Raw genomic sequence first — 18,827 nt, 5'->3', positions numbered from 1 at the left:
GAAATTAATTATATAGATAAATGTATGAGTTAAGTGAAGTTGCAATACAAAGCCAAACAAAATATGGTAAAATAAAGAGTGTTTTTGCTTTAAGCTTAGTTTTAAATTTAAATAAAAATGTCGCTACAACTATAGTTAATGCAACAATAGTTATAAGACCAAAAGCAATTAAATGTTGATTAAAAAACAAATAATTCCAAATAACATTTAGTATAAAATGAACACTAAATAAAGCAGCAAATTTTGAGATTGGCAGTTTTAAATAAAGATAAGACATATAGATGGAAAAACATAGCATAATGGTTGTCCAAGCTACACCAAAAACCCAGCCATCAGGTGTCCAAGGTGCTTGATTTAATGATGTATACCATTCTGTTTGTGGGCCATTATTCATCAACCAACTTCCTATGGCAAGTGCGCCAAAATTGATGATTAAAAAGGTAATAAAAGGCTTTATAAATTTCATAGAAATATAATAATTCTATAAAATTACAAAATGTTTAATATTTTTTGAAATATATTAAACAAAATTTAACAAAGAATAAACACTTCGTTTAGCAACATTGCTCATCTTTAACCAGTTTGCAACTAAAAACGGCTAAAAAAGAACCGATGAAAGGAGCTGTAAGATATAACCATAAATGTTGAAGATTACCTGAAACCAAAGCAGGAGCAAGTGAACGAATAGGGTTCATAGAAGCTTTTGTCATTGGGCCAGCAAACATAGCTTCTAATAAAATAACTCCACCAACAGCAATTGCTGCCATAGTGCCTATTTCTTTACTACCTGTTGATACATTTATAATAACGACCATTAAAAAGAAGGTGAGCATTAACTCTAGAACAAAAGCTTTATAAGGTTCAAAACCATCTGCAGGTAATGAGCTGCCTAGTGTTGTGCTTTCAGGAAACAAAAAGAATAATAACAAACAAGCTAAAAATGCACCTATACTTTGTGCTATTATATATTTAGGGACTTCTTTCCAATCAAATTTCTTTGCAATTGCAAATCCAAATGTTACTGCAGGATTAAAATGTGCTCCAGAAATTTCCCCAAAGGCATAAATCATTGCCATTACAATTAATCCCCAAGTTGCTGCTACACCAACATGACCAATACTTCCGTTGGTTATTTCGTTAATCGCTATTGCTCCACAACCACAAAAAATCATGGCGAATGTTCCTATTATTTCAGCGTAATATTTTTTCATTGATGAAATTTTTACAAATATACAACGTCTTAATTTAAGGTTTTGTTAACAAACTATGGATTTTGTAATTCGTAATTTTATAAAATTATAAACTAATCATTAAAACTATATTATAACATGAAAAAATTACTCTTAATTCTTTTTGTATTTGCAGTCTCAATGAATGTAAATGCACAAATTGAAACACCAGCACCAAGTCCGTTTGCTAAAATGGAGCAAAAAGTTGGTCTTACTGATGTTACTTTAGAATATTCTCGCCCAAATATGAGAGGCAGAACTATTTTTGGTGATTTAGTACCTTATGATAAAGTGTGGAGAACTGGAGCAAATGCTAGAACTAAAATAACATTTAGTGATGATGTTGCTGTAAACGGTCAAACATTAAAAGCTGGTACTTATGCAATTTTCACAAAACCAGGTAAGCAATCTTGGGAAGTTTATTTCTATACTGATTATAATGGTGGAGGAACGCCTCAAGAATGGGATGATAGTAAAGTGGCTGCAAAAGTAACAGCTGAAGTTTACCCAATGCCAATGCAAATAGAAACGTTTACTATGACTTTTGATGACTTAACAAGTAGTTCTGCTACAATTGGAATACTTTGGTCTGATGTTTATGTAGGTGTAAAGTTTGATGTGCCTACTGATAAAGCAGTATCTGCATCTATAGATAAAGTAATGAAAGGTCCAAGTGCTGGAGACTATTATGCAGCTGCAGTATATTATTTACAAGAAGGTAAAGATATTAATCAAGCTAAAACTTGGATTGATAAAGCTATTGCCATGGCTGGAGATAAAGCTCCTTTTTGGCAGTTAAGACAACAATCATTGATTTATGCAAAAGCAGGAGATAAAAAAGGTGCTATTGCTGCTGCAAAGAAATCATTAGCTGCTGCAGAAGCGGCTGGAAATGATGATTATGTAAAAATGAATAAGGACTCTCTTAAAGAATGGGGAGGAATGTAATCTCAATAACTTATTAAAAAAAGCGCAACTAGATTTAGTTGCGCTTTTTTTATTTTATTTTTTCAGGTGAATTATTATTAAGACTAATTACTTGAATAAAATAGGCGATTAACACAACTAAAGCGCATCCAAATAAATTGAGCCATAAATAAGGCATCCAATCATACCACCAACCAATAATAACAATTGCTTGAGTAATAAGTGCTGCTATAAAAACGGCATTAGCTTTCACATATTTAAAGAAGAAGGCTAGCAAGAAAATCCCTAACACATTCCCGTAAAAAATGGAGCCAATGATGTTAACTAGTTGAATTAAGTTATCTGCTAAATAAGCAATACAGGCTATAAGGATTGCTAAAACTCCCCATCCGAACGTAAACCATTTTGATGCTTTAAGGTAATGTGTGTCATCTTTATCTTTTACAATAGATCGCTTGTATAAATCCATTGTTGTGGTTGATGATAGTGCATTTAATTCGCTTGCAGTACTAGACATTGCAGCACTCAAAATTACAGCTAGCAGTAGCCCAATTAAACCACGAGGTAAATTATTAAGTATAAAGTGAATAAAAACGTAATCTTTGTCATTAGTTTCTACAGATAATTTTTTCTCATCTGAAGCTTTTTTTATAATCACTTTAGCGGCTTCTCTATTTTCTCTATCTTTTTTATTTGCAGCATTAATCAGTTCAGAATATTTTTCGTCTTGAGTTTCTGTATATAGTTTAATGAGTTCTTGTTTGTCATTAAATATAACAGCCTGTTCAGCCTCAATAGTTTGGTACTCTTGCGCATATGAAGAACTTAATACCGTTTTTGAAGCATCAGGATTAAAACTTACAGGTGAGGCATTAAACTGATAAAACACAAATACCATAACACCAACTAATAGAATAAAAAATTGCATTGGAACTTTTAATAGACCATTAAAAATTAAACCCATTTGCATTTCTTTAATTGATTTTCCTGATAAATAACGCTGTACTTGGCTTTGATCTGTTCCGAAATAGGAGAGGGCTAAAAATGTTCCTCCAATAATACCACTCCAAAATGTATAGCGATTATTAAAATCGAATGAGAAATCTAAAATATCCATTTTCCCACTTGCTCCAGCAATATCTAAAGCTTTAGTGAATGTAATATCAGCTGGTAACTTGCTAACTATGATGAAAAAAGCAACAAACATTCCAGTAAAAATTACTACCATTTGATGCTTTTGTGTAATACTAACAGCTTTGGTGCCACCAGAAACAGTATATATAATAACCAAAATACCAATAATAACAATTAGCAAGTTTAAGTTCCAGCCCAATACAGCAGATAGAATAATTGCAGGTGCATAAATAGTAATTCCTGCTGCTAAACCACGTTGTATTAAAAATAGCATAGCAGTTAAGCTTCTAGTTTTTAGGTCGAATCGGTTTTCTAAAAACTCATAAGCTGTATAAACTTTTAGTCGATGGTAAAGAGGTATAAAAACCAAGCAAATAACTACCATAGCAATTGGTACTCCGAAGTAGAATTGAACAAATCCCATTCCGTCATGAAATGCCTGTCCTGGAGTTGATAAAAATGTTATTGCGCTAGCTTGAGTAGCCATTACAGACAAACCAATTGTCCACCATTTGGCTTCGTTGCCACCTTTTATGTAGTCATCTACATTTTTGCTTCCTCTTGTTTTCCATGTGCCATAAGCTACAATGGTTAAAAGTGTTCCTAATAATACAATCCAGTCTAATATTTCCATAACTTAAAAGGATTGCATTATGAAGTAAAACAATATAATATATATGGCATTAACTATCAATACTAAAGAATAAAGTTTTAACCATGGTTGTTTTTGTGATGTGTTTTCGTTCATGGTTAATCGTTTAATTTTTTATCTGTATTAATATTGTCTTTACCAATTGATAGCATGTTTGCAAAAAGGCGGTAAGCACCAGAAACACCTTCAGGGAATTCTCTAAAGAAGCTTAACCCTGTGTAGATATAATATCCTTTACCATGTTTGGCAACCAATAAGCTACCATCTTTTGGAGTTTCACCTTTATCATTCATCGATAGAAGTGGAGTAAACTCTGACGACCATTGGTCTGGAAAATATAAACCACGTTCTTGTGTCCAACCCTCAAAATCTTTTTCTGTAATTTTATTCGGATAATTTAACAAAGGATGATTAGGATTTAAAAATCGAACTTCTGCATTTTCATCTGTAACTCTGTCGCGTGATAATTCTAACTTGTAAGGCGCAAGTTCATCAACAATAGTTTCTCTACTTGTATTATATTGTACTATTAAGTTTCCGCCTTGCTCAACAAAATTGAAAAGTAACTGCTGTTTATATTTTAACGCTTCAACCACATTATAAGCTCTGATACCAACTACAATAGCATCAAAACGATTAAGAGTTTCTGCATTAATTTCTTCAGGTTTAATAACAACAACATTATAGCCAATTTGCTTTAGGCTTTCAGGAACTACATCACCAGCACCTTCAATATAACCTATATTTTCACCTCTCTTTTTTATGTCTAATCGAACTACTTTGCTTTCGCTTGGTAATAAAACAGTTTGAAAAGGAATATGGTCGTAATTGATTTCAACTAACTTTTTGGTATAAACTTCGTTGCCAACTGTTACCATTGGTGTAATTAATCCTTCGCTTTGGTTTTTTGGAGGAATAACAGTAAAAATTAGTGTTTGGTCTTCGCCTTTATGCGTAATTGATACTTTTTGCTTTTCTGGGTAAATATTCCAATCTTTCGGATGTGCTATTTGCACAAATCCTTCAAGATTATCTCTTCCAGCTTTTACAATTACTACTATATCTTTTTGCTTGTCGTTTTCGAATATGATAACATCTTCGGCTACTTTTGCAGAGGCTTCTGGAATAATCTCGAACGGTTTATAAACCTCTCCTTTTACATCATCATTAGTTTTGTAGACTATTGGTTTGGAGTAAGAAATTGATGTTTTGCCAAATGTTAAATTGAAAGTTACTAGTTGATTTCTTGGCGTTTCAGGTTGTCCAATTAAATTTTTATCATCTACTGTATACATTCCTAAACTCCCTTTTTTTGTTAACCAATAAGGTGTTGTAGGTTGTTGTTTTGAATCTATTTTTAAAACGTCTTTAAAGTCGTAACTAATATTATTTTTAAGCTCAATATTTTTAACAACATCTAAAGTGTTAATTGCATACGAGTTAAGTGTTATTTGGTAATCACTTCTATTTATTGACTCAATTTTTAAATTAATTGATGAATTAGCAGTTGCCTGATTTGTTTCTGCGACGGCTTCTAAATATAAACCAGCACAAGCAGCAATTACATTTTTAATATCTTCTAATTTGATTGCTTTCCAATGTTGGTCTTCTAAATTTTGAATCAATTTATAGGCTTCTAACAATTGCGGAATAGAAGCAGAAGGGTTCTTAAAATCGTAATTAGTTTCAACCTCTTTTAAAATATTTCCAATCTCTTTTCCTCCTTTTACACGATTCCAAGAGGTGTCAATTCCATCAAAAATATTAGATTTATCAGCAGGTAAATCACCTTTAATCAGTTCAATATATTCAATTTGTTCGCCTCTGCTTCCAGTACTTCCAAAACCTTGCGATTTATGTGAACTTCTACTTAATGCAGCTATTTCAGGATTACTTAATCCGTTTGATGGGAAGAAAACTCCTGTATCAACACTTAATAAGTTTGTTTTATCAGCTTTATCAAAATTTTCTTGGCTTCCATAAAACCACCACGATGTATTAAAAAACTCACGCTTTGGTTGCCATATTCCGTATTGCTTAACTTGTTCTGGAAAGGCATTTTTATCGTTAGCTAAATCAAAAGCTTCATAACTTAACATAGCAGAACTTGTATGATGTCCATGTGTACTTCCTGGACTTCTATGGTCAAAACGATTAATAATGACGTCTGGCTTAAATTGTCTGATAGCTAATACCACATCACTTAATACTTCTTTTTTATTCCAAATGGCTAAGGTTTCATCAGGATGCTTAGAGTAGCCAAAATCGTTTGCTCTTGTAAAGCGTTGCTCACCACCATCAATTCGTCTTGCAGCTAGTAATTCTTGCGTGCGGATAACACCAAGAAGTTCTCTAAGCTCTGGACCAATTAAATTTTGACCTCCATCACCTCGAGTTAATGACAAATATGCTGTTCTTGCTTTTACGTTATTTGACATGTATGAGATAAGTCTTGTATTCTCATCATCAGGATGTGCTGCAATATATAATACTGAACCTAAGAAATTTAATTTCTTAATGGATTCGAAAATGTCAGAACTATTAGGTTTTTTAGGTTGTTGTGCCTGTGTTGATAAGCAAAAAAATGAGAAAAACAGAAGTAGTAAATAGCGTTTTAGCATAATAATTTTTGTTGGCTTTAGTTTCAAATATAAAAAAGAAACCAGCCTCAAGGACTGGTTTTAATGTTTATTTAACGTAAAATTATATTAAATCTGTGCCATCATCAAACTCGTCTTCTATAGCATCTTTTTCAATTAAGGTTACAGCTTTTTGTAGCATTAAATTATTGGGATAGGTTACCAAGTCGCCATCATCTAATCTTAAATGTAATTGAAAAGCTCTAATATCTTCAATAATACCTTCAATAGGGAAGTCTTTATCATGAATTTGAATTTTGTCTCCTACTTTGTATGGAAACGAAAAAAACATAATAATTCCAGAAGTTATATTACTTAAGATTGACCAAATAGCAAATAAACCTATACCTATTACAGCGAAAATGGAAGAGAAAACTACTGCTAAATCTTTAAACTGGCTCCCAAAAATAAAAGGAATGATTAGCATTGCTAGTAAAAATAAAGCCACAGATATATAGCGATTCATTAAATGAATACGAGCTAGGTTAATTCCGTTTTTACGTGAAATTTTGGTAACAAGTGTTATTAGTATAAACCTAACAACTAATAGGAAGAGTAATAAAAATCCTGTTGTTATAAGTTCTAATTGATATTTTTCAAAAAACATAAGCTGTATTAATATGTTTAACAAAGATAAACTTACGATTTAACAACAAACCCACTTTTTAGAATTACTTAACAAAATCTAATAATGTTTTGTAAACAAGATGTGTTGGTAAACCCATAACATTAAAGTATGAACCTTCTATTTTGGTAACTCCAATTTGTCCTATCCACTCTTGTATTCCATAAGCACCTGCTTTGTCAAATGGTTTACAAGTATTAATGTAATAGTTAATTTCATCATCAGTAAACGCCTTAAATGTTACTTTGGTAGTACTGTTAACTGTTTTTTGAAATGTTTTTGATGTAAAACAAACAGAAGTAATAACCTCATGTGTTGTATTACTTAAAGATTTAATCATTTGAAATGCTTCTGCTGAATCTTTCGGTTTACCTAATGCTTTATTATTATGCCACACAATTGTGTCGCTTGTTATTAAAATATCATTGTCTTTAAGTTCATTTTGAAAAGGAAGCGCTTTTAATTGGGCAAGATAGTCGCTAATTTCAAAATGAGACAATCGTTGAGGATATTCTTCTTTTATTGGTTTTAATCTAATGTCAACATATATATCTAATTCTTTAAAAAACTGTTGTCGTCTTGGTGAGCCAGACGCTAAAATAATGGTGTAGTTTTTTAGTTTTTCGTTAAGCATTTTTGACAGTTTATTTTTTTAAAATAAAAACGTATAACAATAAAGATAACATACCTAAAAACATAACAATTTTAAGGGTAGTACTAATATGACGAACATCTTTTTTTGTTTTAGCACTAAACGATTTTATTGTAATATATAGCAAAGGCGCAACTAAAAAGAGTAGAAAATAACCAACTGCAATTTGCTGTTTGTATAAATAGGTTAGCATGTAATATACTACACCAAAAAGAGGTAAAAGAGTTAGTGCAAATAGAACTTTTGTTGCACGTTCACGACCAATAGCAATTGGTAATGTATTCATTCCTGCTTTATAATCTCCATCTATATCTTCAATATCTTTAGCAACTTCTCTTACTAGGTTTATAATAAAGGCAAACAAGGCATAATCAAGTAATATTTTAAAAAATGTTAATTGAGTTGCTTGATTTTGTGCGGTAACCACAGGAAGTAGCTCGAATAGGCCAACAATTAAAATACTCATAGCGACTAAAACAGAAATTACAATATTACCAACAAGAAGTGTTTGCTTTAAATAGGTTGCGTATATATATAATAAAGCTGAAATAATCACAAAAATGGCAAAAAAGCCGCTTCTGCCTACTAGATTTGATAAATAAAAGCCCAATCCAACTCCAATGACGTTTAAGATAATAAATAAATTATATGCTGTTTTTTCAGTGACTTTCTTACCAATTATTACCTTTTCAGGTCTGTTTACAATATCAGTGTCAATATCTTGAATGTCATTAATTATATTTCCAGCTGCTGCAATACAAAGTGTAGACAAGATTAGTAGCAAAAAGCCAAACCAATTGAGTGTTATATCAACATTAAAAGGTTTAAATAATGCATATTTAATGAGTAATTGCACAAAAGCAATCATTAATAAGTTTTTCCAGCGAATGAGGTTAAGAATATTCAATGTATTTGTTGTTTATTTTTTTTACTAATATTATTAATTAATGTCTAATCAAAACTCGCATCAAAATTACCATTCCATTTGCTCTGTACTTTCATTACTTGTTCAATAACATCTCTAACAGCACCTTTCCCTCCGTTTTTATGTGAAACATATTTTGATATAGCTTTTATTTCTGGAACAGCATCTTGAGGGCATGTAGGTAATCCAACTAGTCTCATTACAGGATGATCAGGTATATCATCTCCCATATACAAAACATTTTCAGCTTTAATATTGTGTTTTGTTAAATACTCATTAAGCTGAACAATCTTATCATGAGCACCAAGATATATGTCTTTTACGCCAAGACCTTTTAATCTTGCTCTTACACCTTCGTTTGTGCCTCCAGAAATTATACAAACATTATAATTAGCTTCTAAAGCACATTTAAGTGCATAGCCATCTTTAATGTTCATTGTTCGTAAGAGTTCGCCAGTAGTTGTAATAGTAACTGTACCATCAGTAAGTACACCATCTACGTCAAAAATAAAAGTTGTAATATGATTTAAATATTCTTTATAGCTTTTTTCTTCCATGAGTTTTTTGAATAGATGTTGTTAAAAGTTCATAAATGTCTTTATGATGTTGGTTTTCTAATAATTTTAAATGCTTTCTTATCGTTTTTTTATCATTACGTTTTGCAGGACCAGTTTGAGCCATGTAAGGCGATAAATCTTGTACTTTTTTTGCAGTCTCTAAAATTAAAGGTTTAAGAATATTAAACTCAACGCCTTTAGATTCTGTAATTTCGTGAGCAATTCTATAAAGTTGATTAGTAAAGTTATTTACAAACACAGCTGCCAAATGTAATGCTTTACGTTGTTCAGTATTTACTTTATGACTTTCACTTCCTAAAGCTTCAGATAAAGATTTTAGTGTTTTAAGATTAGTTTTTTTAATAACCTCAATACAAATAGGAACTTGTTTAAAATCTACTTCAGCATCTTTGCTAAATGTTTGAAGCGGATAAAAAACACCTCTCTCATTTTTTTTGTCTAATTCGTAAATACCTACACTACCTGATGTATGAACAACTAATCTGTTTTCAAACGGTAATTGAGAAGAAAGGTTGCTAATAGCATCATCACTTACAGCAATTATATATACATCGGCTTTTTTAAGTTTGTTGATATCATCAACAACTTCAACCTCATTTTTATAAGTTTGAATAGGTTCTAAATTTCTGTTATACCATTGGCTAACAGATACATCTTTAGATTTAATAAAAGCTTTATATAAGTGTGTGGCAACATTACCAGCACCAAGTAATACTACTGAAATCATAATGCTAAAATAAGTAAGTTAACTATGAAATAAAAGCCTTAAGGTTTATCTTTGTAAACAATGGAAAAAAAAGATATTCAAAATAGAGAAGACGTTTTTTTATTAGTCTCAGAATTCTATAAAAAAGTTAGAACAGATAGTGTTTTAGGCCCTTTTTTTAATACTGTAATTTCTGATTGGGATGAGCACATACAGCGACTAACTACATTTTGGGAATCGAGCTTGTTTTTAAAAACACGATATACTGGTAACCCTTTACAAGCACATATAAAGGTTGATAAAGACAACAATAATTCAATAACAGAATTGCACTTTGGACATTGGTTAAATTTGTGGTATCAAACTATAGATGAGCTTTTTGTAGGTGATTATGCAGAAAACGCAAAGCGTCGAGCACGTAAAATGGGAACCTTTTTGTATTTGAATATTTTTCAATCAAGAAACTAAAATTAATTTATATCTCAAGGAGTTTAGATAAATTTTAACAGCTTTTAATCCAACTCAAACCAACAAAAAACATTAAATTTGCCAAGTCCAAAAATCAGGCACTTTATCATGCAAAATAAACTCGCTAAAATTCTCTTTTCTACACGACTTACTGCTATTTTATTTATTGTTTTTGCTGTTGCAATGGCTACAGGAACAATACTAGACAGAAACATGGATACTTCTCCAACACCATATACACGAACATTAATTTACAATGCGTGGTGGTTTGAAGCAATAATGGTTGTTTTTGTCATCAATTTTGTTGGTAATATTTTTAGGTATCGTTTGTTAAGAAAAGAAAAGTGGGCAACATTACTTATTCACCTATCCTTCATTTTTATAATTGTAGGTGCAGCCATTACAAGATATATTGGGTTTGAAGGTATGATGGCTATTCGTGAAGGAGCTACCGAAACACAATTTTTATCTCAAAAAACATATCTCACAGCGTACATAGATGGTGATTATGTTGTTAATGGAGTTGCACAACGAAAAGTTGTTGAAAAAGAAGTAGACTTTTCACCTCGATTAGATAACGATTTTAAGGTAAATACAGAATATAACAATCAGCCAGTTATAATAGAATTAGAAAAATTTATTGCTGGAGCCGAAAAAGACATTGTTCCAAATGATAATGGTGAAGAGTATCTTAAAATTGTTGAAGCAGGAGAAGGACAGTCGCACAATCACTTTTTAAAAGCAGGACAAGTACAAAGTATTCATAATGTTTTAATTTCATTAGATAATAAAGTTGATGGCGCTATAAATATTACCAATTCACCTGAAGGTTTAACCATACAGTCACCATACGAAGGCGAATACATGACAATGGCTACAGGAGCAACAGGATTGCTTGTTAAAGATAGTATTCAGCCACTTATTTTGCGTTCACGTTACTTAATTGGTAATATGGCAATGGTTTTTCCTAAACCTGTTGTTAAAGGTAATTTTGATATTGTAAAAAAACCACAAATCCTTAAAGGAGATGAAGATGGTGTTGTAATGAAAGTTACAGTAAATGGAGTTACAGAACGAGTGAAATTACTTGGAGGGAAAGGTATGAATAATGCTTTTGAACAAGTTAAAGTTGGTAATTTAGATATTGCAATGCGATATGGCTCTAAAGTTTTAGAGTTACCATTTGGAGTTAAATTAAACGATTTTATTGCTAAACGTTATCCTGGTACTGAAAACAGCTATTCATCTTACGAAAGTAAAGTTACTGTTGTAGATAAAGAAAAAGGCGATTTTGACTACCATATTTATATGAATCATATTTTAGATCATAGAGGTTATCGTTTTTTTCAGGCTAGTTTCGATCCAGATGAAAAAGGAACCATTCTTTCTGTTAACCATGATTTCTGGGGAACTTGGGTAACTTATATTGGATATTTCTTACTATATATTTCATTGTTAGCTATTCTTTTTGATAAAAATACTCGCTTTGCAGACCTTAAACGAATGCTAGAAAAGGTGAAAAAGCAAAAGCAAAAAGCAGCAACTATACTATTATTATTTATATCTACTGTAGGTTTTTCACAAACACATTCTGCAAATGATGGAAATGCTCATAGTAGACCAACTAAGGCTCAAATTGATTCTGTTTTAAAAGCAAATATTACACCAAAGGAGCATGCTGATAAGTTTGGTCACATGGTTGTACAAGACTATAGCGGAAGAATGATGCCAATGAATACTTATGCCTCAGAGATGTTGCGTAAGCTTAGTAAAAGTGATGTTTATGAAGATTTTGATGCTAATCAAGTGTTTTTATCTATTCATGAAAGCCCATTGCTTTGGTACAATGTGCCAATTATCTATTTAAAACCTCAGAAGGCTGATACGATTAGAAGTATTATTGGTGTGCCTACAAGTCAAAAATATGTTGCTCTAATCGACTTTTTTACTGAAGATGGACGATATAAATTAGCACCTTACATTCAAGAAGCATCTGGTGTACAAGTTTTAAATGGTACACAGAAAGAAATAAAAGAAGCTGAAAATAGAGTTAACTTATTATACAATGTAATTGAAGGTAGAGCTCTTAAAATTTTCCCTGTTCCGAATGATGATAATAACAAATGGATTTCTGGGTTAGAGTTTAGAGAAGATGGATATAGAGAAAAGATAGAAGATTCACTTTATGGAAATTTTATAAATAACGGATTTAGTGCGTATTTATTAATGCTAAATAATGCTAAAAAATCTGGTGATTATTCAAAAGCCGAAGAAATGCTTGCAGGTATTAAAAAAACGCAAGTAAAATATGGTAGTGAAGTAATGTTGTCTGATAATAAGATTGATGCAGAAATAAAATATAACAAATACGACATTTTCAAAAGGCTATTTAGCTGGTATATGTATGCAGGAACGTTAATGTTTATTGTATTAATTATGCAGATTTTTAATGATAAAAACAAGGTAATTAATGTTGCTGTAAAAGTATTTGGTTTTATCATTTTAGGCTTGTTTATACTTCACACATTAGGTTTAATTGCACGTTGGTATATTTCTGGTCATGCACCTTGGAGTGATGCTTATGAGTCGATGATTTACGTAGCTTGGGCTACAATGTTCTTTGGTTTAGCTTTTGGACGAAAAAGCCAATTAACTATTGCTTCAGTTGCTTTTGTAACCTCAATAATATTAATGGTTGCACATTGGAATTGGATGGATCCTGCTATTGCTAATTTACAACCTGTATTAGATAGTTATTGGTTAATGATACACGTTGCGGTTATTGTAATGAGTTATGGTCCATTTACTATAGGTATGATATTAGGAGTTGTGTCTCTATTATTAATGATTTTTACCAATGAAAAGAATAAAGACAAAATGCTACTTAACATAAAAGAGTTGACCATTATTAATGAAATGGCGTTAACTACTGGGTTAATTTTGTTGACTATTGGTAACTTCCTTGGAGGTATGTGGGCAAATGAAAGTTGGGGAAGATATTGGGGATGGGATCCAAAAGAAACTTGGGCTTTAATTAGTATTATGGTGTATGCCTTTGTAATACACATGAGGTTGGTTCCTGGGCTTCGTGGTCGTTTTGGTTTTAATCTTTTGTCAATAATTGCTTTTGCTAGCATTATGATGACTTACTTTGGTGTTAACTTCTATCTTTCAGGGTTACATGCTTATGCAAGTGGAGATCAAATAGTGAGTTTTCAATTTATTGCCATAGCTATACTAATTGTTGCAATTTTAGGATTTTTGGCTTACAGAAAGTATAAAGTTCACTACAAAAAGAAATAAACTGTGCCAAAAAAGGGTAGTGCAAAGAATACTAAAAATAAAGCGAAGCACAGTAAGTTAATGTCTCAAAAAAAGAAAAAGAAAACTACTGAAACTTTATTAAGAAAAGAACGATTAAAAGAAATTGTTGCTAAAGCAAATAATCAAAAATGATTATTTAGCTATTTCTAAAAACCGACTTGCAACGTTTTCAAAATAAATATCTTTAAAATCGCTAACAACAATATCGGCAAGAGAATAGTCTTGGTTTTTAGAGTTTAAACTATCATATCCAATACAAAATATTCCAGCATCTTTTGCTGCTTTAATCCCATTTGTTGAATCTTCAATAACAACACATTCTTGAGGTTTAAAACCTGAAGCAATAGCAGCTTTTTCAAAAATTTCTGGATGAGGTTTAGATGCTTTTAAGTCAGCTCCACTAAGTTTAGCTATAAAATATTGGTCTAAATCAAAGCGCTTAAAAATATTATTAATGTTTGGCATAGATGCAGATGAAGCTAAAACCAACGTTAATCCATTAGAGTGATAATCTTTTATTAAGTCCAATACACCATCTATAAGAGCTAATTCGGTGTCGTTTTCAAATAAATATTTAAAGTGGTCACGTTTAATTTCTACTAATGTTTCAGGTGCAAGAGGTAAATTAAATTGCTTGCATAGCTCTTTACAAATTGCCATTGTTGACTGTCCAGTAAACGATGCATATAAGTTATCAGAAACTTCAATATTTACATCAGAAAACATGTGGTAATAGGCTTTGTGGTGAAGTGGTTCAGTGTTTACGATAACACCATCCATGTCAAAAAGAATAGCTTTAAGCATTTATAAATAATTAATTAATAGCAGCTACGAATATAAAGGAATTGAAGCTAACTGCCTAAAAATGATTTTGAAGTTTTAGTTATTTTTATAATATTTGCTTCATTATGATTGTATAGATAGTATTATCAGAATCGTCGATTTATGTTGTCGACATTTTTTTAAGTTGAACGTCTTAAAGTATTCAACCATGTTTTATTTTAAAAATTATTATCATGCAATCCAATAAAATTTCCTTAAAACAATACTTTCAATATTTTATTATTGCTGTAAAAGGCAAAGAGCAAGACTTAACAACTATTAGTATTCGCCGAGCAATTTTTATGTTATCTATTCCAATGATTTTGGAAATGCTAATGGAATCTATTTTTGCATTAGTCGATATATTATATGTTTCGCAAGTTAGCGTTAATGCAGTTGCAACAATAGGCTTAACAGAGTCAGTAATTACTCTAGTGTATGCAGTTGCTATAGGTCTAAGTATGGCAGCTACAGCAATTGTTGCGCGTAGAGTAGGTGAAAAAGATCTAATAGGTGCTTCTCAAGCCGCAGTTCAGGTTATCTTTCTTGGAGTTCTAGTTTCAGTTATAGTAAGTGTTGTAGGTATTTTTTATGCCAAAGAAATATTAGCATTAATGGGAGCAGAACCAGACCTTATTGCTGAAGGACATGGTTATACACAAGTATTATTAGGAGGAAATGTAACAATTATGCTACTTTTTCTTATTAATGCAATATTTAGAGGCGCAGGTAATGCATCTGTTGCTATGTGGACATTAATATTATCTAATGGATTAAATATTATTCTAGACCCTATGTTTATTTTTGGGTTTGGACCAATACCAGCTTATGGAGTTGAAGGAGCTGCTATTGCTACTACAATTGGACGTGGTACAGCTGTAGTGTTTCAATTGGTTATTTTATTTTATGGTTATAGTAAAATAAAAGTACGAGTAAAAGATTTGGTTGTACGTACTACTGTAATGTTAAACTTAATTAAGGTGTCGCTTGGAGGAATTGGGCAATTTTTAATTGGTACATCTAGTTGGGTGTTTTTAATGCGTATTATGAGTGAATTTGGAAGTGAAGTTTTAGCTGGTTATACTATTGCAATTAGGGTTATGATGTTTACTTTAATGCCTGCTTGGGGAATGAGTAATGCAGCTGCTACATTAGTAGGTCAAAACCTTGGTGCAAAACAACCCGATAGAGCTGAAAAATCAGTTTGGAAAACAGGAAAATACAATGCTATTTTTATGGGATTAGTGTCGTTGGTTTACTTGATTTTTGCTCCTCAAATTATTAGTATGTTTAATACAACTCCAGATGTTGTTAAATATGGTAGTTTGTGTTTGAGAATTATTGCAGCAGGTTACATCTTTTTTGGCTACGGAATGGTTGTAATACAATCCTTTAATGGAGCAGGAGACACAAAAACTCCTACATATATAAATTTTGTTTGCTTTTGGTTATTCCAACTTCCGTTTGCATATTTAGTTGCAGTAACTTTAGATTTCGGGCCTGAAGGTGTATTTTGGGCAATTACTTTTGCAGAAATATTAATTGCTATAATTGGCATTATTTGGTTTAAAAAAGGAAAGTGGAAAGCAGTACAAGTATAGTAGATTATTTGTAATTTTAAACTTTACTAAATTATATACCTCATGTCAAAGCAAAAATTAGGATTAAACACTATTTGTACTCATGTTGGCGAAATTATTGACGAACAGTTTAAAGGTTCAGTATCGCCAATTTATATGTCTACATCTTATCAATTTGATGATGTAGATGTTAAGAGATATCCTCGCTATTTTAATACTCCAAATCAAGAGTACTTATCAAAGAAAATTGCAGCTTTAGAGCATACAGAGGCAGGAATGATTTTTGGCAGTGGAATGGCTGCTGTAAGTACTGTGTTTTTAGCTTTTTTAAAAACTGGCGACCATATTGTGGTTCAAAATACACTGTATGGAGGAACAAGTAATTTTATAAGAGAAGAGTTTCCTAAATATGGTATTGAATTTACGTTTACTGATGGTTATGAAGTTTCAGATTTTGAATCAGCAATACAACCAAACACAAAGCTAATTCATATTGAAACACCATCAAATCCTTTACTGACTATTACTGATATAAAAGGTGTGGCAGACTTAGCAAAATCTAAAGGCATATTAACAACTATAGATAATACATTTGCTAGTCCTATTAATCAAAACCCTATAGATTTTGGTATAGATATAGTTATTCATTCTGCCACAAAATACCTTGGAGGTCATTCAGATATTTTAGCTGGAGCAGTAGCTTGTAGCAATGCACATATGGAAGTAATATGGAATGTTGCTAAAAATTTGGGAGGTAGTTTGAGTGATTTTACTGTTTGGATGCTTGAGCGAAGTATGAAAACTTTAGCTCTACGTGTAAAAGCACAGAATAGAAATGCGAAAAAAATGGCAAAATTTCTGTCACAACATAAAGATGTAAAAAAAGTATTTTATCCAGGATTAAAAACCCATCCTCAGTACGAGTTGGCTAAATCGCAAATGAAAGGTTTTGGTGGTATGCTATCTTTTGAATTGGTAGAGGGATTAGACGCTATGCAATTTCAAAAGGAGTTAAAACTTATAAAATCATCAATGAGTTTAGCTGGTGTTGAGAGTACTGTACTATCACCACATAAAACATCACATTCTTTATTAACACAAAAAGAGCGTGATAGCATTGGAGTTACTGATAATTTAATTCGCTTTTCAGTAGGAATAGAATCTAAACAAGATTTAATTAATGATATTGAACAGGCTATTGCTAAAATTAAAGAGAAGCAACTAATATCAAAATAAATGACAAAAGGTAGACTAGAAGCATTTACAGATGGAGTTCTAGCCATTATTATAACTATAATGGTATTGGAGCTTAAAGTGCCACATGGAGGCGAGTTTGAAGACCTAAAAGTGTTATTGCCAATTTTTGGGAGCTATATATTAAGTTTTATATATCTAGCAATTTATTGGAATAATCATCATCATATGATGCAAACAGTTAAACATGTTACTGGGAGTATTTTGTGGGCAAATATGCATTTGTTATTTTGGTTATCTTTAATCCCTTTTGTGTCTGGCTGGATGGGAGAAAATCATTTTACTAAAGCTTCAGTATTTTTATACGGATTGGTTTTATTATGTTCTGCTATTGCATATTTTATCTTACAGAGCTTAATTATTAAAAGTCATGGTAAAGAATCTATTCTCTCTAAAGCATTAGGCAATGATTTTAAAGGTAAAATATCACCTGTATTATATGTAATAGGAATTATAGGATCCTTTATTAATGTTTGGATTAGTGGGTTTATTTTTATTTTAGTAGCTATAATTTGGTTAATTCCAGACAGAAGAATAGAAAGGAAGTTAAAAGAGAATAATATATGAAACTAGATATATTGGCAATAGGAGCACATCCAGATGATGTTGAATTAGGCTGTGGAGCTACTCTAGCTAAAGAAATTTCAAAAGGGAAGAAAGTAGGGATTATCGATTTAACACGAGGAGAACTAGGAACGCGTGGTACAGCAGAAACTAGAGATGAAGAATCGGAAAATGCGGCCAAAATTCTTGGAGTTGCTTTAAGAACTAATATGGAATTTGCTGATGGATTTTTTGTAAATGATAAGGCTCATCAATTAGAGTTAATTAAAATGATTCGAAAATATAAGCCAGAAGTTGTTTTTTGCAATGCAATTGAAGATAGACATATAGATCACTCTAAAGGGAGTAAACTAGTTAGTGATGCTTGCTTTTTAAGCGGATTACTTAAAATAGATACAAAACATGAAGATGACGAAAGCTGGCAAGAACCTTGGAGACCAAAACAAGTATATCACTATATACAATGGAAAAATATTGAACCAGATGTTGTTGTTGATGTTACTGGTTTTATGGATACAAAAATGAAAGCTGTTTTAGCTTATAAAACACAGTTTTATGATCCTAAAAGTAGTTTGCCAGAAACACCAATATCTAGCAAAAATTTTACAGATAGTGTTGATTATAGAGCTAGAGATTTAGGTAGAATAATAGGAGTAGAGCATGCTGAAGGATTTACTGTTGAGAGATATTTAGCAGTTGATAGTATCTTTAATTTAATTTAATTTTTTTCAAAAAAAATCTTTGTAGA

The 18,827-nt window shown here is 31.5% G+C and carries 17 protein-coding genes; 7 read left to right on the top strand and 10 right to left on the bottom strand.

Translation table 11 applies throughout. The features are described 5' to 3' along the window. Nucleotides 1-4: 4 nt before the first annotated feature. On the bottom strand, nt 5-466 hold the full coding sequence (locus tag IEW41_RS01175) for a TspO/MBR family protein (protein WP_188604506.1): 462 nt from the start codon (nt 464-466) through the stop codon (nt 5-7). Between the two features lie 88 nt (nt 467-554). Then, nucleotides 555-1,211 carry an MIP/aquaporin family protein gene (locus tag IEW41_RS01170; RefSeq protein ID WP_188604505.1) on the bottom strand — a complete coding sequence of 219 codons (657 nt, stop codon included), beginning with the start codon at nt 1,209-1,211 and terminating at the stop codon, nt 555-557. A gap of 117 nt (nt 1,212-1,328) precedes the next feature. On the opposite strand from IEW41_RS01170, the gene IEW41_RS01165 reads away from it, so the two are divergent. After that, nucleotides 1,329-2,177 (top strand): DUF2911 domain-containing protein, encoded by an 849-nt coding sequence (locus IEW41_RS01165; protein ID WP_188604504.1) that lies wholly within the window; start codon nt 1,329-1,331, stop codon nt 2,175-2,177. Between the two features lie 49 nt (nt 2,178-2,226). Here IEW41_RS01165 and IEW41_RS01160 read toward each other — a convergent pair whose 3' ends face one another. From IEW41_RS01160 to IEW41_RS01130, 7 genes are all read right to left on the bottom strand, one after another. Further along, nucleotides 2,227-3,924 carry a sodium:solute symporter family protein gene (locus tag IEW41_RS01160; RefSeq protein ID WP_188604503.1) on the bottom strand — a complete coding sequence of 566 codons (1,698 nt, stop codon included), beginning with the start codon at nt 3,922-3,924 and terminating at the stop codon, nt 2,227-2,229. 116 nt (nt 3,925-4,040) lie between these two features. Then, nucleotides 4,041-6,563 carry a PIG-L family deacetylase gene (locus IEW41_RS01155; protein WP_188604502.1) on the bottom strand — a complete coding sequence of 841 codons (2,523 nt, stop codon included), beginning with the start codon at nt 6,561-6,563 and terminating at the stop codon, nt 4,041-4,043. Nucleotides 6,564-6,645: 82 nt separating this feature from the next. Next, complete coding sequence (locus IEW41_RS01150) at nt 6,646-7,188, bottom strand: mechanosensitive ion channel domain-containing protein (RefSeq protein WP_188605567.1); 543 nt, start codon at nt 7,186-7,188, stop codon at nt 6,646-6,648. Nucleotides 7,189-7,252: 64 nt separating this feature from the next. Beyond that, nucleotides 7,253-7,840, bottom strand: coding sequence for a Maf-like protein (locus tag IEW41_RS01145; RefSeq protein WP_188604501.1), 588 nt, complete (start codon nt 7,838-7,840; stop codon nt 7,253-7,255). A 10-nt stretch (nt 7,841-7,850) separates the two neighbouring features. Continuing rightward, complete coding sequence (locus IEW41_RS01140; protein ID WP_188604500.1) at nt 7,851-8,765, bottom strand: geranylgeranylglycerol-phosphate geranylgeranyltransferase; 915 nt, start codon at nt 8,763-8,765, stop codon at nt 7,851-7,853. Nucleotides 8,766-8,809: 44 nt separating this feature from the next. Then, nucleotides 8,810-9,340, bottom strand: a complete 531-nt coding sequence (locus IEW41_RS01135) for a KdsC family phosphatase (protein WP_188604499.1) — start codon at nt 9,338-9,340, stop codon at nt 8,810-8,812. Continuing rightward, nucleotides 9,321-10,088: a Rossmann-like and DUF2520 domain-containing protein gene (locus IEW41_RS01130; protein WP_188604498.1), complete on the bottom strand. Its 768-nt coding sequence runs from the start codon at nt 10,086-10,088 to the stop codon at nt 9,321-9,323. Before IEW41_RS01130 ends, IEW41_RS01135 begins: the two co-directional genes overlap by 20 nt. Nucleotides 10,089-10,148: 60 nt before the next feature. On the opposite strand from IEW41_RS01130, the gene IEW41_RS01125 reads away from it, so the two are divergent. Beyond that, nucleotides 10,149-10,535, top strand: a complete 387-nt coding sequence (locus IEW41_RS01125) for a group III truncated hemoglobin (protein ID WP_188604497.1) — start codon at nt 10,149-10,151, stop codon at nt 10,533-10,535. 108 nt (nt 10,536-10,643) lie between these two features. Further along, nucleotides 10,644-13,838, top strand: a complete 3,195-nt coding sequence (locus tag IEW41_RS01120; protein WP_188604496.1) for a cytochrome c biogenesis protein CcsA — start codon at nt 10,644-10,646, stop codon at nt 13,836-13,838. Between the two features lie 153 nt (nt 13,839-13,991). Here IEW41_RS01120 and IEW41_RS01115 read toward each other — a convergent pair whose 3' ends face one another. Next, a complete protein-coding gene (locus tag IEW41_RS01115) occupies nt 13,992-14,663 on the bottom strand; it encodes an HAD family hydrolase (protein WP_188604495.1) in 672 nt (223 codons plus the stop codon). A 212-nt stretch (nt 14,664-14,875) separates the two neighbouring features. Between IEW41_RS01115 and IEW41_RS01110 the strand changes: the two genes are divergently transcribed. The 4 genes from IEW41_RS01110 to bshB1 are packed head-to-tail and all read left to right on the top strand — an operon-like array spanning nt 14,876 to nt 18,801. Further along, the gene (locus tag IEW41_RS01110; protein WP_188604494.1) at nt 14,876-16,282 is read left to right on the top strand and encodes an MATE family efflux transporter; all 1,407 of its coding nucleotides are present in this window, start codon (nt 14,876-14,878) and stop codon (nt 16,280-16,282) included. Nucleotides 16,283-16,324: 42 nt separating this feature from the next. Continuing rightward, entirely contained in the window at nt 16,325-17,497 is a 1,173-nt protein-coding gene (locus IEW41_RS01105) for a trans-sulfuration enzyme family protein (protein WP_188604493.1), read from the top strand. After that, nucleotides 17,498-18,082 (top strand): TMEM175 family protein, encoded by a 585-nt coding sequence (locus tag IEW41_RS01100; RefSeq protein ID WP_188604492.1) that lies wholly within the window; start codon nt 17,498-17,500, stop codon nt 18,080-18,082. Next, nucleotides 18,079-18,801, top strand: a complete 723-nt coding sequence (bshB1, locus tag IEW41_RS01095) for a bacillithiol biosynthesis deacetylase BshB1 (protein WP_188604491.1) — start codon at nt 18,079-18,081, stop codon at nt 18,799-18,801. The genes IEW41_RS01100 and bshB1 overlap by 4 nt, the downstream gene beginning before the upstream one ends. The last annotated feature ends 26 nt before the right edge of the window (nt 18,802-18,827 follow it).

This window comes from Aquaticitalea lipolytica (assembly GCF_014641635.1).
GTDB classification, from domain to species: domain Bacteria; phylum Bacteroidota; class Bacteroidia; order Flavobacteriales; family Flavobacteriaceae; genus Aquaticitalea; species Aquaticitalea lipolytica.
This window is presented reverse-complemented; position numbering and strand designations above follow the sequence as displayed.

Bases quoted from the DNA above. Each gene is read 5' to 3' on its own strand.
- IEW41_RS01100 (WP_188604492.1), top strand. From the start codon at position 17,498: ATGACAAAAGGTAGACTAGAAGCATTTACAGATGGAGTTCTAGCCATT.
- IEW41_RS01170 (WP_188604505.1), bottom strand. From the start codon at position 1,211: ATGAAAAAATATTACGCTGAAATAATAGGAACATTCGCCATGATTTTT.
- IEW41_RS01150 (WP_188605567.1), bottom strand. From the start codon at position 7,188: ATGTTTTTTGAAAAATATCAATTAGAACTTATAACAACAGGATTTTTA.
- IEW41_RS01160 (WP_188604503.1), bottom strand. From the start codon at position 3,924: ATGGAAATATTAGACTGGATTGTATTATTAGGAACACTTTTAACCATT.
- IEW41_RS01135 (WP_188604499.1), bottom strand. From the start codon at position 9,340: ATGGAAGAAAAAAGCTATAAAGAATATTTAAATCATATTACAACTTTT.
- IEW41_RS01130 (WP_188604498.1), bottom strand. From the start codon at position 10,088: ATGATTTCAGTAGTATTACTTGGTGCTGGTAATGTTGCCACACACTTA.
- IEW41_RS01120 (WP_188604496.1), top strand. From the start codon at position 10,644: ATGCAAAATAAACTCGCTAAAATTCTCTTTTCTACACGACTTACTGCT.
- IEW41_RS01145 (WP_188604501.1), bottom strand. From the start codon at position 7,840: ATGCTTAACGAAAAACTAAAAAACTACACCATTATTTTAGCGTCTGGC.
- IEW41_RS01125 (WP_188604497.1), top strand. From the start codon at position 10,149: ATGGAAAAAAAAGATATTCAAAATAGAGAAGACGTTTTTTTATTAGTC.
- bshB1 (WP_188604491.1), top strand. From the start codon at position 18,079: ATGAAACTAGATATATTGGCAATAGGAGCACATCCAGATGATGTTGAA.
- IEW41_RS01175 (WP_188604506.1), bottom strand. From the start codon at position 466: ATGAAATTTATAAAGCCTTTTATTACCTTTTTAATCATCAATTTTGGC.
- IEW41_RS01115 (WP_188604495.1), bottom strand. From the start codon at position 14,663: ATGCTTAAAGCTATTCTTTTTGACATGGATGGTGTTATCGTAAACACT.
- IEW41_RS01165 (WP_188604504.1), top strand. From the start codon at position 1,329: ATGAAAAAATTACTCTTAATTCTTTTTGTATTTGCAGTCTCAATGAAT.
- IEW41_RS01110 (WP_188604494.1), top strand. From the start codon at position 14,876: ATGCAATCCAATAAAATTTCCTTAAAACAATACTTTCAATATTTTATT.
- IEW41_RS01155 (WP_188604502.1), bottom strand. From the start codon at position 6,563: ATGCTAAAACGCTATTTACTACTTCTGTTTTTCTCATTTTTTTGCTTA.
- IEW41_RS01105 (WP_188604493.1), top strand. From the start codon at position 16,325: ATGTCAAAGCAAAAATTAGGATTAAACACTATTTGTACTCATGTTGGC.